16 protein-coding genes and 1 tRNA gene are annotated in these 15,758 nt (G+C 66.6%); 15 read left to right on the top strand and 2 right to left on the bottom strand.

The window, feature by feature from the left end; genetic code table 11:
• Window positions 1-2: 2 nt before the first annotated feature.
• The 5 genes from E8F12_RS26065 to E8F12_RS26045 all read left to right on the top strand — a co-directional run bounded on the left by E8F12_RS26065 (window position 3) and on the right by E8F12_RS26045 (window position 4,950).
• A complete protein-coding gene (locus E8F12_RS26065; protein ID WP_280328117.1) occupies window positions 3-683 on the top strand; it encodes an SPOR domain-containing protein in 681 nt (226 codons plus the stop codon).
• 95 nt (window positions 684-778) lie between these two features.
• Complete coding sequence (locus tag E8F12_RS26060; protein ID WP_280328116.1) at window positions 779-1,291, top strand: CvpA family protein; 513 nt, start codon at window positions 779-781, stop codon at window positions 1,289-1,291.
• Between the two features lie 89 nt (window positions 1,292-1,380).
• Window positions 1,381-2,886: an amidophosphoribosyltransferase gene (purF, locus tag E8F12_RS26055; RefSeq protein ID WP_280328115.1), complete on the top strand. Its 1,506-nt coding sequence runs from the start codon at window positions 1,381-1,383 to the stop codon at window positions 2,884-2,886.
• Window positions 2,887-2,962: 76 nt separating this feature from the next.
• Window positions 2,963-4,174 carry an O-succinylhomoserine sulfhydrylase gene (locus tag E8F12_RS26050; RefSeq protein ID WP_280328114.1) on the top strand — a complete coding sequence of 404 codons (1,212 nt, stop codon included), beginning with the start codon at window positions 2,963-2,965 and terminating at the stop codon, window positions 4,172-4,174.
• Window positions 4,175-4,185: 11 nt separating this feature from the next.
• On the top strand, window positions 4,186-4,950 hold the full coding sequence (locus E8F12_RS26045) for an SDR family oxidoreductase (RefSeq protein WP_280328380.1): 765 nt from the start codon (window positions 4,186-4,188) through the stop codon (window positions 4,948-4,950).
• A 151-nt stretch (window positions 4,951-5,101) separates the two neighbouring features.
• On the opposite strand, the gene gspD is transcribed toward E8F12_RS26045, so the two are convergent.
• Together gspD and E8F12_RS26035 are read right to left on the bottom strand one after the other, a co-directional pair.
• The gene (gene gspD / locus E8F12_RS26040) at window positions 5,102-7,069 is read right to left on the bottom strand and encodes a type II secretion system secretin GspD (RefSeq protein ID WP_280328113.1); all 1,968 of its coding nucleotides are present in this window, start codon (window positions 7,067-7,069) and stop codon (window positions 5,102-5,104) included.
• 4 nt (window positions 7,070-7,073) lie between these two features.
• On the bottom strand, window positions 7,074-7,700 hold the full coding sequence (locus E8F12_RS26035) for a type II secretion system protein N (protein ID WP_280328112.1): 627 nt from the start codon (window positions 7,698-7,700) through the stop codon (window positions 7,074-7,076).
• Window positions 7,701-7,982: 282 nt separating this feature from the next.
• Between E8F12_RS26035 and gspE the strand changes: the two genes are divergently transcribed.
• From gspE to E8F12_RS25985, 10 genes are all read left to right on the top strand, one after another.
• Complete coding sequence (gene gspE / locus E8F12_RS26030) at window positions 7,983-9,470, top strand: type II secretion system ATPase GspE (RefSeq protein WP_280328111.1); 1,488 nt, start codon at window positions 7,983-7,985, stop codon at window positions 9,468-9,470.
• A complete protein-coding gene (gene xcpS, locus E8F12_RS26025; protein ID WP_280328110.1) occupies window positions 9,471-10,685 on the top strand; it encodes a GspF family T2SS innner membrane protein variant XcpS in 1,215 nt (404 codons plus the stop codon). It abuts the gene before it with no gap.
• Between the two features lie 49 nt (window positions 10,686-10,734).
• A complete protein-coding gene (gene gspG / locus E8F12_RS26020; RefSeq protein WP_280328379.1) occupies window positions 10,735-11,121 on the top strand; it encodes a type II secretion system major pseudopilin GspG in 387 nt (128 codons plus the stop codon).
• Window positions 11,121-11,711 (top strand): type II secretion system minor pseudopilin GspH, encoded by a 591-nt coding sequence (gene gspH, locus E8F12_RS26015; RefSeq protein ID WP_280328109.1) that lies wholly within the window; start codon window positions 11,121-11,123, stop codon window positions 11,709-11,711. The genes gspG and gspH overlap by 1 nt, the downstream gene beginning before the upstream one ends.
• A complete protein-coding gene (gspI, locus tag E8F12_RS26010) occupies window positions 11,708-12,094 on the top strand; it encodes a type II secretion system minor pseudopilin GspI (RefSeq protein ID WP_280328108.1) in 387 nt (128 codons plus the stop codon). Before gspH ends, gspI begins: the two co-directional genes overlap by 4 nt.
• Window positions 12,091-12,807: a type II secretion system minor pseudopilin GspJ gene (gene gspJ / locus E8F12_RS26005; RefSeq protein ID WP_280328107.1), complete on the top strand. Its 717-nt coding sequence runs from the start codon at window positions 12,091-12,093 to the stop codon at window positions 12,805-12,807. The genes gspI and gspJ overlap by 4 nt, the downstream gene beginning before the upstream one ends.
• Window positions 12,804-13,775, top strand: coding sequence for a type II secretion system minor pseudopilin GspK (gspK, locus tag E8F12_RS26000; protein ID WP_280328105.1), 972 nt, complete (start codon window positions 12,804-12,806; stop codon window positions 13,773-13,775). Before gspJ ends, gspK begins: the two co-directional genes overlap by 4 nt.
• Complete coding sequence (gene gspL / locus E8F12_RS25995) at window positions 13,772-14,911, top strand: type II secretion system protein GspL (protein WP_280328104.1); 1,140 nt, start codon at window positions 13,772-13,774, stop codon at window positions 14,909-14,911. The genes gspK and gspL overlap by 4 nt, the downstream gene beginning before the upstream one ends.
• A gap of 2 nt (window positions 14,912-14,913) precedes the next feature.
• A complete protein-coding gene (locus E8F12_RS25990) occupies window positions 14,914-15,432 on the top strand; it encodes a type II secretion system protein M (RefSeq protein ID WP_280328378.1) in 519 nt (172 codons plus the stop codon).
• A gap of 158 nt (window positions 15,433-15,590) precedes the next feature.
• Window positions 15,591-15,666, top strand: a tRNA-Val gene (locus E8F12_RS25985).
• Window positions 15,667-15,758: the final 92 nt, after the last annotated feature.

Below are 15,758 nucleotides of genomic sequence, written 5' to 3'. Positions count from 1 at the left end.
AAATGGCAGTGCTGGACAAGGGACTCAAGCAACGTATCGTCGGCGCGCTGGTGCTGGTGGCGCTGGCGGTGATCTTCCTGCCCATGCTGTTCAGCCGCGAGGATGAACTGCACCGGGTCGTGGTCGAGGCGCCGCCCATGCCGAAAGCGCCGGACATGCCGCCCGTGGAGCTGGAGCAAGTGCAGGTTCCCGAGCCCCAGGCCCTGCCCCAGGAGCCGGTTCCGCCACTCGAGCCCGCACCGGAAGCCCTGGCATCCAGCCCCGAACCTGCCTCGGTTCCCGAAGCCGCGCCTGCCGCCCCCGCACAACCGGTTGCGCCCGCCGTGCCGACACCTGCCCCGGCGGCTCCTCAGCCCCAGGTGCAGGCCAAGGCTCCCGCACCGGCTCCGGCCGCTCCGGTAGCTGAAGCGAAGACGGAAGAGAAGCGCCTGGACGTGAACGGCCTGCCGGTGAGCTGGTCGATCCAGCTGGCGAGCCTGTCCAGCCGCGCCAGCGCCGAGAACCTGCAGAAGAGCCTGCGCACCCAGGGTTACAACGCCTATATCCGCAGCGTCGAAGGCATGAACCGGGTCTTCGTCGGCCCGCTGATCGAGCGCGCCGAAGCAAACCGCCTGCGTGACCAGCTCAGCCGTCAGCAGAAGCTGAATGGCTTCATCGTGCGTTTCCAGCCGGAAAAAGGCTGATAGAGCAGGATAATCAGGGCCTTTCTGATCCGCGGGTTACCGGAGTTGCAGGGCTCTGCTAAAATGCAGCGCCTTTTCAGTTTGTGGGCTGCACTGTGGCATTCACCTGGGTCGATTGGACGATCATCGCCATCATCGCCATTTCCAGTCTGGTCAGTTTGAGTCGGGGCTTCGTCAAGGAAGCCCTCTCGCTGCTCACCTGGATAGTCGCAGGCGTAGTCGCCTGGACCTTCGGCGGCGCACTGTCGCTGCACCTCACCGAATTCATCGAAATGCCCTCGGCCCGCATCATTGCGGCGTGCGCCATTCTCTTCGTCGCCACCCTGCTGGTGGGGGCATTGATCAATTTCCTGATCGGCGAGCTGGTCAGGGTCACCGGCATGGACGGCACCGACCGCGTGCTCGGTATGGCCTTCGGCGCCGCCCGTGGTGCGCTGCTGGTCGTGCTGCTCGTCGGCCTGCTCAGCCTCGCGCCGGTGCAACAGGATCCTTGGTGGCAGCAGTCCACGCTGGTGCCGCATTTTCTCATGGTCGCCGACTGGTCGAAGAACCTCATACTGGGCTTCACCAGTCAGTGGCTCGCGAGCGGCATCAGCTCACCCAGCTGATGCGTCGCACCCGGAAGGGTATCCAGCCATGCCCAAACGGCCTGGATGGGTACTCGATTAGCCTGAACTACTAGCAGGGGTTGCGTCACATGTGTGGCATCGTCGGTATCGTCGGTAAGTCGAACGTCAATCAGGCGCTGTATGACGCGCTTACCGTCCTTCAGCATCGCGGCCAGGACGCTGCCGGTATTGTGACCAGCCACGACGGCCGGTTATTCCTGCGCAAGGACAATGGCCTGGTCCGCGACGTCTTCCAGCAGCGCCACATGCAGCGCCTGGTGGGCAGCATGGGTATCGGCCATGTGCGCTATCCCACCGCTGGCTCCTCCAGTTCCGCCGAGGCCCAGCCGTTCTACGTCAACTCGCCCTACGGCATCACCCTGGCGCACAACGGCAACCTGACCAACGTCGAGCAGCTGGCCAAGGAAATCTACGAGTCCGACCTGCGCCACGTGAACACCAACTCCGACTCGGAAGTGCTGCTCAACGTGTTCGCCCACGAGCTGGCCCATCGCGGCAAGCTGCAGCCCACCGAGGAAGATGTGTTCGCCGCGGTTTCGGGCGTGCATGAGCGCTGCAAAGGTGGCTACGCCGTGGTGGCGATGATCACCGGCTACGGCATCGTCGGCTTCCGCGACCCCCATGCCATCCGCCCGATCGTCTTCGGCCAGCGTCACACTGACGAAGGCGTGGAGTACATGATCGCGTCCGAAAGCGTCGCCCTGGACGTGCTCGGCTTCACCCTGATCCGTGACCTCGCCCCGGGCGAAGCGGTGTACATCACCGAAGAAGGCAAGCTGTTCACCCGCCAGTGCGCCGCCAGCCCGCAGTACGCCCCCTGCATCTTCGAGCACGTCTACCTGGCGCGCCCGGACTCCATCATGGACGGCATCTCGGTCTACAAGGCGCGCCTGCGCATGGGCGAGAAGCTGGCCGAGAAGATCCAGCGCGAGCGCCCCGAGCATGACATCGATGTGGTCATCCCGATCCCGGACACCAGCCGCACCGCGGCCCTGGAATTGGCCAACCACCTGGGCGTGAAGTTCCGCGAAGGCTTCGTGAAGAACCGCTACATTGGCCGTACCTTCATCATGCCGGGCCAGGCCGCACGCAAGAAATCTGTGCGCCAGAAGCTCAACGCCATCGAACTGGAATTCCGCGGCAAGAACGTAATGCTGGTGGACGACTCCATCGTGCGCGGCACCACCTGCAAGCAGATCATCCAGATGGCACGCGAAGCGGGCGCCAAGAACGTCTACTTCTGCTCGGCGGCCCCGGCCGTGCGCTACCCCAACGTCTACGGCATCGACATGCCCAGTGCGCACGAGCTGATCGCCCACAACCGCTCCACCGAGGAAGTGGCCGAGCTGATCGGTGCCGACTGGCTGGTCTACCAGGACCTGCCGGACCTGATCGATGCAGTTGGCGGCGGCAAGGTGAAGATCGACCATTTCGACTGCGCGGTGTTCGATGGCAAGTACATCACCGGCGACGTTGACGAGCATTACCTGAACAAGATCGAGCAGGCGCGCAACGATGCGACCAAGGCCAAGGCCCATGCGGTCAGCGCCATCATCGATCTGTACAACAACTGAGTCGCGTTCGTCTGGCGGCAAGCTGAAGTCTGTAGCCCTGATCGCATCCGGGCTTCGTTTCTGAAGAGGTAGGGATATGACGCAGGAATGGGAAGCCGGAAGGCTGGACAGTGACCTGGAAGGCGCGGCCTTCGACACCCTGGCTGTGCGTGCCGGCCAGCGCCGCACGCCGGAAGGTGAGCACGGCGAGGCGATGTTCCTGACCTCCAGCTACGTGTTCCGCACCGCCGCCGATGCCGCTGCGCGTTTCGCCGGCGAAGTGCCGGGCAACGTCTATTCGCGCTACACCAACCCGACCGTGCGGACTTTCGAGGAGCGCATCGCCGCCCTCGAAGGCGCCGAGCAGGCGGTGGCCACCGCTTCCGGCATGTCGGCCATCCTCGCCATCGCCATGAGCCTGTGCAGCAGCGGCGACCATGTGCTGGTCTCGCGCAGCGTGTTCGGCTCCACCATCAGCCTGTTCGAGAAGTACCTCAAGCGCTTCGGCATCGAGGTCGACTACCCGGCGTTGTCCGATTTGGACGGTTGGAAAGCGGCGATCAAGCCGAATACCAAGCTGCTGTTCGTCGAGTCGCCGTCCAACCCCCTGGCCGAGCTGGTGGACATCCGTGCGCTGGCCGAGATCGCCCATGCCAAGGGCGCGCTGCTGGTGGTGGACAACTGCTTCTGCACCCCGGCGCTGCAACAGCCGTTGAAGCTCGGCGCCGACATCGTCATGCATTCGGCCACCAAGTACATCGACGGCCAGGGCCGTACCATGGGCGGCGTGGTCGCCGGCCGTGCCGAGCACATGAAGGAAGTGGTGGGGTTCCTGCGTACCGCCGGTCCGACCCTCAGTCCGTTCAATGCCTGGGTGATGATCAAGGGCCTGGAAACCTTGCGTGTACGCATGCAGGCCCATTGTGCCAGCGCCCTGGAAATCGCCCGCTGGCTGGAGCAGCAGCCCGGCGTCGAGCGCGTCTACTACGCCGGCCTGGAAAGCCATCCGCAGCACGAGCTGGCCAAGCGTCAGCAGAGTGGCTTCGGCGCCGTGGTGAGCTTCGAGGCCAAGGGTGGCAAGGAAGCGGCATGGCGTTTCATCGATGCCACCCGGATGATCTCCATCACCACCAACCTCGGTGATACCAAGACCACCATCGCCCATCCGGCCACCACCTCCCACGGACGCCTGTCGCCCCAGGAGCGTGCCAATGCCGGCATCAGCGACAGCCTGATCCGCCTGGCCATCGGCCTGGAAGACGTCGCCGACCTCAAGGCCGACCTGGAACGCGGGCTCGCCGCTCTGTGATCGACTGGACCCTGCAGGCGCGCAGCGCGACCAATGGTAAGGTTGCGCTGGTCACCGGCGCGTCGCGGGGGATCGGCCTGGGCATCGCCGCCTGGCTGATCGCCGAGGGCTGGCAGGTGGTGCTCGCGGACATCGACCGGGCCCGTGGCACGAAGGTGGCCAAGGCGTTGGGCGAGAACGCCTGGTTCGTGGGCATGGATGTGACCCACGAAAGCCAGGTCGCGGTGGGCGTCGCCGAGGTGCTCGGGCATTTCGGCCGGCTCGATGCCCTGGTCAGCAATGCCGCAATCGCCGAACCGCACAACCCGCCGCTGGAAAGCCTCGAGCTGGCGCGCTGGAACCGTGTCCTCGCGGTCAACCTGACCGGCACCATGCTGCTGGCCAAGCACTGCGCGCCTTACCTGCGGGCCCATCGTGGCGCCATAGTCACTATCGCCTCCACCCGCGCTCATCAGTCCGAGCCCGACAGTGAAGCCTATGCCGCCAGCAAGGGTGGCCTGCTGGCCCTGACCCACGCACTGGCCATGAGCCTGGCGCCGGAGATCCGGGTCAACGCGGTCACGCCCGGATGGATCGACGCCCGCGACCCCTCGGCGCAGGAGGAAGCCCCGCTCAGCCAGGCGGACCACGACCAGCATCCCGTTGGGCGCGTCGGTCTGGTGGAAGACGTGGCGGCGCAGGTGGCCTGGCTGCTCTCGGAAAATGCCGGCTTCGTCACCGGTCAGGAATTCGTGGTCGATGGCGGCATGACCCGCAAGATGATTTATCTCGACTGACAGCCGATCGGGGAGGGCAGGGCGGCGTTACCCCAGGGGCGCCGCCTTTTGCTTTTCCAGGCCGGTGGAAATCTGCCTTGCGGATTTTCACCCTAGGTGGACGGGGCTATTGCAGCGTGGATAAGGCAGCGCCTTATCCACCGGATGGTTGTCAGGGTTTGCGCACGTCGATCGCCGGTACTTCCTGGCCGTCGAAGAGCTCCACCGGCTTGCGTGGCAGGATGGCAGGGCGACCTTCCTTGCTGTACGAATCGATGATGCGGATGTCGTTGTACTTCTTCCCGGACAGTGCGGCGAGGCCGGCGCGGTCGCGCACCACGGTCGGGCGCAGGAACACCATCAGGTTGCGCTTCACGTGGGTGTCGCGGGTGGAGCGGAACAGCCGGCCGAGGATGGGAATGTCGCCCAGCAGCGGTACCTTGGAGTCGGTCTGGGTGATGTCGTCCTGGATCAGGCCGCCGAGCACTATCACCTGTCCGTCCTCGGCCAGGATTGTGCTCTTGATCGAGCGCTTGTTGGTGATCAGGTCTACCGCCTCGGCAGTCAGGGTGGCACTCGGGGCGATGGAGGAGATCTCCTGTTCGATCTCCAGGCGCAGGGTGGCGCCTTCGTTGATGTGCGGGGTCACCTTGAGGGTGACGCCGATGTCCTGGCGCTCGATGGTGGTGAAGGGGTTGTTGGCGCCCGATGCATCGGTGGTGAAGGTGCCGGTCTGGAAGGGCACGTTCTGGCCCACCAGGATTTCCGCCTTCTGGTTGTCCAGGGTCAGCAGGCTTGGAGTCGACAGCAGGTTGCTCTTGCTGTTGGCCGAGAGCGCGGTGATCAGGGCGGCGAAGTGGTCGGTGCCGATGCCGATGATGGCGCCATCCGGCAGGGTAAGGGGGATCTCGTCGTCGCGGATGGCGTTGAGTACCGTGCCCACCGAGAGTCCGGTATTGCCGAAGTTCACGCCGCCCAGGCCGCCGGTGTTGCCACGGGCGTCAATGGCCCACTGCACGCCGAGGGCTTCGGTGATGTCGCCGGAAATCTCCACGATGGCCGCTTCCACCATCACCTGGGCGCGGGGCACGTCGAGTTGGCGGACGATGTCTTCCATGGCGGTGACCACGTCCGGCTCGGCCAGCATCACCAGGGCGTTGAGGCTCTCGTCGGCGCGGATCAGGATGTTCTGCGGCTTTCCGCCGCTGGGCGCGCCCTGTTCGCCACCATCGCCGCCTTCCTCGCCTTTCAGGCCTTCGGAAATCTCGCCGAGGGTTTCGGCAAGCGCCTTGGCGTCGTTGTGGCGCAGGCGGATCACCCGGGTATTGGCCGAGCGCGAGGTCGGGGTGTCGAGGGATTGCGCCAGGGCCGCCAGTTTCGCTCGGGCGGACGGCGGGCCGAGGATGATCAGGCGGTTGGTACGGGCATCGGCGATCACCTGAGTGCCGGAGGTGCCCTTGGACTGGCCGCGGTTCAGGGAGGCATTGAGCACTTCGGCGGCGTCCATCACCCAGGCATGCCGCAGGTTCAGCACTGTGTAGTCGCGGTCACCCTTCTGGTCGAGTTGGCGCATCAGGTCTTCGATTCGCGCGATGTTGGCGGCGCGGTCACTGATGATCAGGGCGTTGGCCGAGGTCACGGCGGCCAGATGGCCGTACTGGGGGACCAGCGGTCGAATCAGTGGAATGAGTTCTGTCACTGGCGTGTGCTGCACCTGGATCACCCGGGTCTCCAGGCGCTCGGCACCGGCGCGGCTGCTGCCGGCCTCGGCCTTGGCTTCGGCATTGGGAATGATGCGTGCCTGGTCGCCCTGCGTGACCACGGTGAAGCCGTGAGTGGCCATCACCGAGAGGAACAGCTGGTAGACCTCATTGAGCCCGAGCGGCGCCTTGGAGACCACACTGACCTGGCCTTTCACCCGCGGGTCGACGATGAAGGTCTCGCCGGTGATGTCGGCGATCTGGTCGATGAACTCGCGGATGTCGGCATCCTTGAGGTTGATGGTCCAGCCATCCTGCTGCTGTTGCTGCGCGTTGCCGGCGGGGGCGCTGGCCGGCCGGGCGGCGAGCGAAGGCAGCGGCGTGGCCAGCACGCCGGCGGCGAGCAGAGCGAGCGTGAGGCGCGAGAAGGTCGGAGTCATCGTGTCATTCGCTTTCCTGGGGCTGTTCGGTGGAAGGATCGACAGGCACGCTGTCCGGATCTTCCATTTGTTGGCGGAGTTTCTCCATGCGCTCACGCAACTCCGCGGCATTGTCTTCCTGCAGACCGCTGAGTTCGTCGATCACGTCGGCCGAAGGCTCCTGCGAGCTGCCGCCAACGGCGGTGAAGCGCGAGCGTGGCGGCGGGAAGCTGAGGCTTTCCAGGCGGCCGTTGCGTTCGATCTCGACGCGGTCGCGGTACACCGCATGCACCTTCACGCCGCTGGTGATCTCGTCGCCGGCGGTGAAGCGGCGCGGCTTGCCGCCTTCGTACTGGATGATGGCGATGGACTTGTCCGGCCCGGCATGGACGAAGCTGCCGAGCAGGGTCAGGCGCAGGTTGGTGCTGGGGGGCGGGCCGCTGGGCTGGGCTACTGGAGCCGGGCCGAACAGCGGTTCGAGATTCTGCAGGGGTTGGGCGCTGGCGAGCGAGGCGCCGGCTTGCTCGGACGCTTCGGCCCGGGCGTCGACCAGGCGTAGCCATTGCACGGTCTGCCAGGCGAAGCTGGCGCCCATGGCCAATACCAGCAGCGCGCCACCGAGGGCTGGCGCGTGGCGTTGCAGCCAGTGCATGGAATCCGAAGCTTGCAAGTGAGTCCAACTCCCAATGCGGTGCAGTTCTTTGGTCTTATGTGTTGGCAGAACTGCTTTGATCATAGCAGTGCCTAAGAGTGCCATGCTCCACCGTCCGAATGATGTTGGGACCCTGGCACTGTGATAAAGATATCTCTGAATTTTTACGGCTTTAGGTGGTTTTGTTCACAAGCAGCATAAGAAACCGTCACTGGCTGTGCACAATCGTCAGATTGCGCTGCAATACTTTCTTCTGGATCCATCTGAAACAGGCACCCACGGATGAACCCTCCACTTGCTGAAGCTCCCCTGCGTCGCTTGCCCTTCGGCTTCGCCAAGCGGCATGGCGTATTGCTCCTGGATGGCCTGGAGCCCTGCCTGGCCCACCGCCCCGGCGTCGAGCTGGTGGCGCTGGCCGAGGCACGGCGCTTCGCCGGGCGCGGATTGCCTCTCCGGCCCCTGAGCGCAGATGCCTTCGAGCAGGCCCTGGCCCTGGCCTACCAGCACGACTCTTCCGCCGCCATGCAGTTGGCCGAGGATCTGGGCGGCAGCCTGGATCTCGCCGCCCTGGCCGAGCAGATTCCGGAAACCGAGGACCTGCTGGAGCAGGAGGACGATGCGCCGATCATCCGCCTGATCAACGCCATCCTCGGCGAGGCGATCAAGGAGAACGCCTCGGACATCCACCTGGAAACCTTCGAGAAACGCCTCGTAGTGCGCTTCCGCGTCGACGGGATACTCCGCGAAGTGCTGGAGCCCAAGCGCGAGCTGGCAGCGCTGCTGGTGTCGCGGATCAAGGTCATGGCGCGGCTGGACATCGCCGAGAAGCGCATTCCCCAGGACGGCCGCATATCCCTGCGCGTCGGCGGGCGCGAAGTGGACATCCGTGTCTCGACCCTGCCGTCGGCCAACGGCGAACGCGTGGTGCTGCGCCTGTTGGACAAGCAGGCCGGGCGCCTGACCCTGCAGCATCTGGGCATGAGCGACCGCGATCGCCACCTGCTGGAGGACACCGTGCGCCGGCCTCACGGCATCCTGCTGGTGACCGGCCCCACCGGCTCGGGCAAGACCACCACCCTCTACGCCAGCCTGGTCACCCTCAACGACCGCACGCGCAACATCCTCACCGTTGAAGACCCGATCGAGTACCACATCGAGGGCATCGGGCAGACCCAGGTCAACCCCAAGGTGGACATGACCTTCGCCCGTGGCCTGCGCGCCATACTGCGCCAGGACCCGGACGTGGTGATGGTCGGCGAGATCCGCGACCAGGAAACCGCCGAGATCGCCGTGCAGGCGTCCCTCACCGGCCACCTGGTGCTGTCCACCCTGCACACCAACAGCGCCATCGGCGCCATCACCCGGCTGGTGGACATGGGCGTCGAACCCTTCCTGCTGTCCTCGTCCCTGCTCGGGGTGCTGGCCCAGCGCCTGGTGCGGGTTCTCTGCCCGCACTGCAAGGAGGCCTACCAGGCCGATGCCGCCGAATGCACGCTGCTCGGCGTGGAGGCAGACGGCGCGCCGACCCTCTACCGTGCCCGTGGTTGCGCGGACTGCCATCAGCAGGGCTACCGCGGACGTACCGGCATCTACGAACTGGTGGTATTCGACGACCATATGCGCAGCCTGATCCACAGCGTCGCCTCCGAGCAGGAGCTGATTCGCCACGCGCGGCTGTCCAGCCCGGGCATCCGCGAGGACGGCCGGCGCAAGGTGCTGCAGGGCGTCACCACAGTGGAAGAAGTGCTGCGGGTCACCCAGGAAGAGTAAATGGCCGCATTCGAATACCTCGCCCTCGACCCCAAGGGCCGCCAGCAGAAAGGCGTGCTCGAGGCGGACAGCGCCCGCCAGGTGCGCCAGTTGTTGCGCGAACGTCAGCTGGCCCCGCTGGAAGTGCGCCCGACCCGTGTGCGCGAGCAGGCCGAGCGCGGCCGCTTCAGCCTGTCCCGTGGTCTCTCCGCCCGCGACCTGGCCCTGGTCACCCGCCAGCTCGCGACCCTGGTGCAAGCCGCACTGCCCATCGAGGAAGCACTGCGGGCGGCGGCCGCGCAAGCGAGCAATTCCCGCATCCAGTCCATGCTGCTGGCGGTGCGTGCGCGGGTGCTGGAGGGCCAAAGCCTGGCCAGCAGCCTGCGCGAATTCCCGTCGGCTTTTCCCGAGCTCTATCGCGCCACTGTGGCCGCGGGCGAACACGCCGGCCACCTGGGGCCGGTGCTCGAGCAATTGGCCGACTACACCGAACAGCGCCAGCAGTCGCGGCAGAAGATCCAGCTGGCGCTGCTCTATCCGGTGATCCTGATGTGCGCCTCCCTGGCCATCGTCACCTTCCTGCTCGGTTTCGTCGTGCCTGACGTGGTCAAGGTATTCATCGACTCCGGGCAGACCTTGCCGCTGCTCACCCGTGGCCTGATCGCCCTGAGCGACCTGGTCAAGCACTGGGGCTGGTTGATGCTGCTGGTGCTGATCGCTGCCTTCCTGGCCGCGCGCTGGGCGCTGCGCGACCCGGCGATCCGCCAGCGCTGGCACGGACTGATGTTGCGCATCCCGCTGGTGGGCCGGCTGATCCGCGCCACCGATACTGCGCGCTTCGCCTCGACCCTGGCGATCCTCACCCGCAGCGGCGTGCCGCTGGTGGAGGCGCTGGGTATCGGTGCCGAAGTGATCTCCAATCGGGTGATCCGCGGGCATGTCGTGCTGGCCGCGCAGAAGGTCCGCGAGGGCGGCAGCCTGACCCGCGCCATCGAGGCCAGCGGACAGTTCCCGCCGATGATGCTGCACATGATCGCCAGCGGCGAACGTTCCGGCGAACTGGACCAGATGCTCGCCCGCACCGCACGCAACCAAGAAAACGACCTGGCTGCGCAGATCGCCCTGCTGGTCGGGCTTTTCGAGCCGTTCATGCTGGTGGTCATGGGCGCGGTGGTGCTGATGATCGTCATGGCCATCCTGCTGCCTATCCTTTCTCTCAACCAACTCGTGGGGTAATCGCGTGAATCTGCGCCGTAGTCAGTCGGGCTTTACGCTCATCGAAATCATGGTCGTGGTGGTCATCCTCGGAATCCTCGCGGCCCTCGTGGTGCCGCAGGTGATGAACCGCCCCGACCAGGCCAAGGTCACGGTGACCAAGGGCGATATCAAGGCCATCGGCGCCGCGCTGGACATGTACAAGCTCGACAACTTCGCCTACCCCAGCACCCAGCAGGGTCTGGAAGCCCTGGTGAGCCGTCCGTCCGGCAACCCGCCCGCGAAGAACTGGAGCAAGGACGGCTACCTGAAGAAGCTGCCCATCGATCCCTGGGGCAACCCCTATCAGTACCTTTCCCCGGGCAGCAAGGGTACCTATGACCTCTATTCCCTGGGGGCTGACGGCAAGGAAGGCGGCAGCGACAACGACGCCGACATCGCCAACTGGGACAACTGATGGGTAGCGGGCGGCAGGGCCAGCGGCGGGGCGGCGGTGGCCGGGCTCGCGGTGCCGTGCTGTCCGCGGGTTTCACCCTGATTGAAGTGCTGGTGGTAATGGTGGTCATCGCCTGCCTGGCCGGCCTGGCGGTGATCAGCGCCGGCACCGCCGGCCCTTCCCGTGAGCTGAAGGGCGAAGCCGAGCGCCTCGCCGGGCTGATCGGCGTGCTGGCCGATGAGGCCGTGCTGGACAATCGCGAATACGGACTACGTCTGGAGCGCGATGGCTACCAGGTGCTTTTCTACGACGAAACCGGCGGCCGCTGGCAGGCGCTGTCCGATGGCGCCCGCCGACTGCCCGAATGGGTCGAGCTCAGCTTCGAACTCGAGGGTGACCCCCTGGCGCTGCCCGCACCGGGCAAGGACGAGAAGCAGCCCAAGGACGCGAGGCCGGTGCCGCAGCTGCTGATCCTCTCCAGCGGCGAGCTCAGCCCCTTCCGCCTGGAATTGGGCGAGCGGCGCAAGGACGGGCTGCGCCTGCAGCTCTCCAGCGACGGCTTTCGCCTGCCGCGGGTCGAGACGCCCACCGGCAAGAGGCGCGCCGGATGAGAGCCCGCGGCTTCACCCTGATCGAAGTGCTGGTGGCCTTGGCCATCTTCGCCGTGGTCGCCGCCAGTGTGCTCACCGCCAGCGCCCGCAGCCTGCAGATCGCCTCGCGGCTTGAGGACAAGACACTGGCGATGTGGATCGCCGACAACCGCCTGACCGAGCTGCAACTGCGCGAGACGCCGCCAGGCGACGGTCGCGACCAGGGTGAGCTGGACTATGCCGGACGGCGCTGGGAGTGGCTGACCGAGGTGGAAGGCACCAGCGACCCGGCCCTGCGCCGGGTCACGCTTTGGGTGGCGCCGCGACCGACAAGGGGCATCGGCGGCAAGCTGGAGGAGCGCGCCACGGTGCGCCTGGTGGGCTTCCTCGGGAGTACCCCATGAAGCGCTGCGCCGGCTTCACCCTGCTGGAACTGCTGATCGCCATCGCCATCTTCGCGCTGCTGGCCGTGGGCACCTGGCGCATGCTCGGTGCGGTGATCGACAGCGACGAGGCGACCCGCGTCCAGGAGCAGCAGCTGCGCGAACTGGTGCGCGCCGTCTCGGCCTTCGAGCGCGATGTCCGCCAGGTGGTGTCGCGGCCGATCCGTGATCCCTATGGCGAACTCCGCGCGGCGCTGCTCGGCGAGCACCAGGGCGACAACGACGCCCTCGAGCTGACCCGCAGCGGATGGCGCAATCCTACCGGCGCCCAGCGTTCGCGCCTGCAGCGGGTGCGCTGGCAGCTTTCCGGCGAACGCTGGGAGCGGCGCTACTGGACGGTGCTCGACCAGTCCCAGGACAGCCTGCCCCAGGTGCAGAACGCGTTGGATGGGGTCACCGCCATGACCCTGCGCTACATGGACGACAACGGCGATTGGCAGGACAGCTGGCCGCCCGCCGGGCTGACCGAGGACGAACGCTTGGGCCGGCTGCCGCGCGCCCTGGAGCTGACCCTGGAGCATCGTCGCTATGGCGAGCTGCGGCGAGTGCTGCGCCTGGTGGATACCCCGCCACGGCAGCCGCCCCAGGTCGGTGGCGAAGAGCAGCCGGAGGGCCAGCAGCAAACCTCACAGGAGAACCAGCAGGGTGGCGATGGCCAGGAGGTGGCGCCATGAGGCGTCAGCAGGGCGTCGCGCTGCTCACCGTGCTGCTGGTGGTGGCGGTGGTCACCGTGGTCTGCGCCGGGCTGATCGCGCGCACCCAGCTGTCCATCCGCTCCAGCGGCAACGAACTGCACCTGCGCCAGGTGACCCAGTACGCCCTGGGCGGCGAGGCCCTGGCCGAGGCCATGCTCGTCCGCGACCTGCGCCTGGGGGACCCGCGTACTCCGGTGGACCATCCGGGTGAGGCCTGGGCGTTGCCGCTGAGCACTTTCCAGCTGGACGATGGCGGATCCCTGAGCGTGCGCATCGAGGACCCCAGCGGCCGCTTCAACCTCAACAGTCTGGTGCGCGACGGACAGTTGAACGAGCAGGGCATCCGCCAGTTCCGCCGCCTGTTGCTGCGCCTGGGGATAGAGGCGCCTTATACCGAGCGCCTGGTGGACTGGCTCGACCAGGACCAGGAGCCCTATGGGCCCAGTGGCGCCGAGGACAACCAGTACCTGCTGCTGCGCCCGCCTTACCGCGTGGCGAACCAGGCCATGAGCGATGTGTCCGAGTTGCGCCTAGTGTTAGGCATGACCGAAGTGGATTACCGCAAGTTGCTGCCCTTCGTCTGCGTGCTGCCGGCGGACGCCTCGCTGAACGTCAACACCGCCAATGCGCTGGTCCTGTCCACCCTGGCCGACAATCTGGACGCGGACAGTGGCGCATTGCTCATGGCGGCGCGAGGTGCCACCGGCTTTCGCAGCCTGGATGCCTTTCTCGGCCAGCCGGCCCTTGCCGGCATGGGCCTGGAGGCCCAGGGCCTGGCAGTGGGCAGCCAGTATTTCCAGGTGATCAGCGAGGTTCGCCTCGCCGGTCGCCGCCAGGTTCTCGTCAGTACCCTGCAACGCGGCAGCGACGGCAAGGTACGGGTTCTCTCTCGTGATCTCGGGCAGGGCGGCTTGCCGCCGGCGCCCGTCAAGGAGCCGCAGTCATGACACAGGCTTGCATCTTCCTCCCGGTGGCCGCCTGCAATCAGGTGGATGCTGAGCTGGAGGTGGTGCTCTGGCAGGGTGGCAGTCGCCGCCTGCCGTTCGCCCGGGCGCTGGAAGAGGTGGTGGCGCCCTGGCGCCTGATCCTGCCGGTGGAGGCGGTCACCTGTTGCGCCGTCCGCCTGCCCACGCAGAAGGGCCGCTGGCTGCGCCAGGCGCTGCCTTTCGCGGTGGAAGAGTTGCTGGCCGAGGACGTGGAGCATTTCCACCTCGGCTTGGGCGGCGCCCTGGCCGATGGCCGCCACCGGGTGTTCGCCGTGCGCCGCACCTGGCTGGCAGGCTGGCTGGAGCTGGCCGGCAAGCTCGGCCCGGCGCCGGACGCTATCCAGGTGGATGCCGACCTGCTGCCGGAGCAGGGCACCCAGCTGTTCTGGCTGGAGCGGCGCTGGCTGCTGGGCGGGGAGGGCAGTACGCGCCTGAGCTTCGAGGAGCAGGACTGGTCCTACCTGCGGGAGGCCTGTCCGGCGCCACGCAGCGGCCATGCGTCCGCTGAGCGCCAGGCGCTGGAAGGGCTGGATGACTGGCGCGAAGAAGGCGATCCCCATGGCTGGCTCGCCGCGCAAAACGGCAGTGACCTGGCGCAGGGCGAGTTCACCCTGAAGGAAGAGCGCCAGCGCTGGTCGCGCTGGAAGCCGCTGCTGGGCCTGGTGGGTCTGTGGCTGGTGCTGCAGTGGGGCTTCAACCTGGTCCAGGCCTGGCAGCTGCAGCGCCAGGGCGATACCTACGCGGCTGCCAACGAAGCGCTCTACCGCGAGCTGTTTCCTCAGGACAGCAAGCTGGTGAACCTGCGCGCACAATTCGACCAGCACCTTGCCGAAGGTTCGACCTCCGGCCAGGGCCGGCTATTGGCCCTGCTCGGCCAGGCGGCCCAGGCGTTGATCGCCGAAGGCGTCCAGGTGCGAGTGCAGCAATTGGACTTCAGCGAAATCCGTGGCGACCTTGCCCTCCAGGTCCAGGCGCCCGGCTTCGACGCCTTGGAGCGCCTGCGCGAAAGGCTGATCGGCAGCGGGCTGTCGGTGCAGATGGGGTCGGCGAGCCGCGATGAAAGCGGCGTCAGTGCACGACTGGTAATAGGGGGATGAAGATGCTCGACGCGATCAAGACACCGCTGCAGACGCAATGGCAGGCCTCTTCCCTGGCCGTGCGCTGGCGCGCTCTGCCGCCGCGGGACCGTATGGCCCTGGTCGGGCTGGGGCTGTTCCTGGGCCTGGTGCTGCTCTATCTGCTGCTTTGGCTGCCGGCCGAGCGGCGGCTGACCAGCGCCCGCGAATATTTCGAAGCCCAGCGCGGGCTGCACGCCTACCTGCAGCGCCATGCGCCCCAGGCGCGAACGCTGCAGAGCAGGCCGCAGAGCCAGGTGGAGCCCGAGCGGCTGCAGGGGCTGGTCACCGCCACAGCAGCCGAGCAGGGGCTTGCCGTGGAGCGCATCGACAGCGACGCCCCGGGCGCGGTGCAGGTTAACCTGCAGCCGGCGGCATTCCCCAACCTGCTGCGCTGGTTCGGCGTGCTGGAAGGGCAGGGGGTACGCATCGAGGAAGCCGGTCTGGACCGCAGCGAGGATGGCCGGGTCGCCGCGAGGGTGGCGCTGAAGGTGGGCAACTGATCGGGCCCCAATCCGGTGCGGCTGCGCTTCCGTGGTGCGAAAACTCGGACCCCGGTGTGGTCGGCAAGCTGCCCGAAAAGCCCGCTTGAAGAAAAAATCCATACAGGGTGTTGACTTAGCTGGGGCCTCTGCGTAAATTGCGCGCCTCGCAAGGCGAAGGGTGATTAGCTCAGCCGGGAGAGCATCTGCCTTACAAGCAGAGGGTCGGCGGTTCGATCCCGTCATCACCCACCATCCTTGTGAGATTTCGGACGAAAGTCCGGCCGACGCGCAGCGGTAGTTCAGTCGGTTAGAATACCGGCCTGTCACGCCGGGGGTCGCGGGTT

This window comes from Pseudomonas sp. BN102, from assembly GCF_029871245.1.
Lineage (GTDB): Bacteria > Pseudomonadota > Gammaproteobacteria > Pseudomonadales > Pseudomonadaceae > Metapseudomonas.
This window is presented reverse-complemented; position numbering and strand designations above follow the sequence as displayed.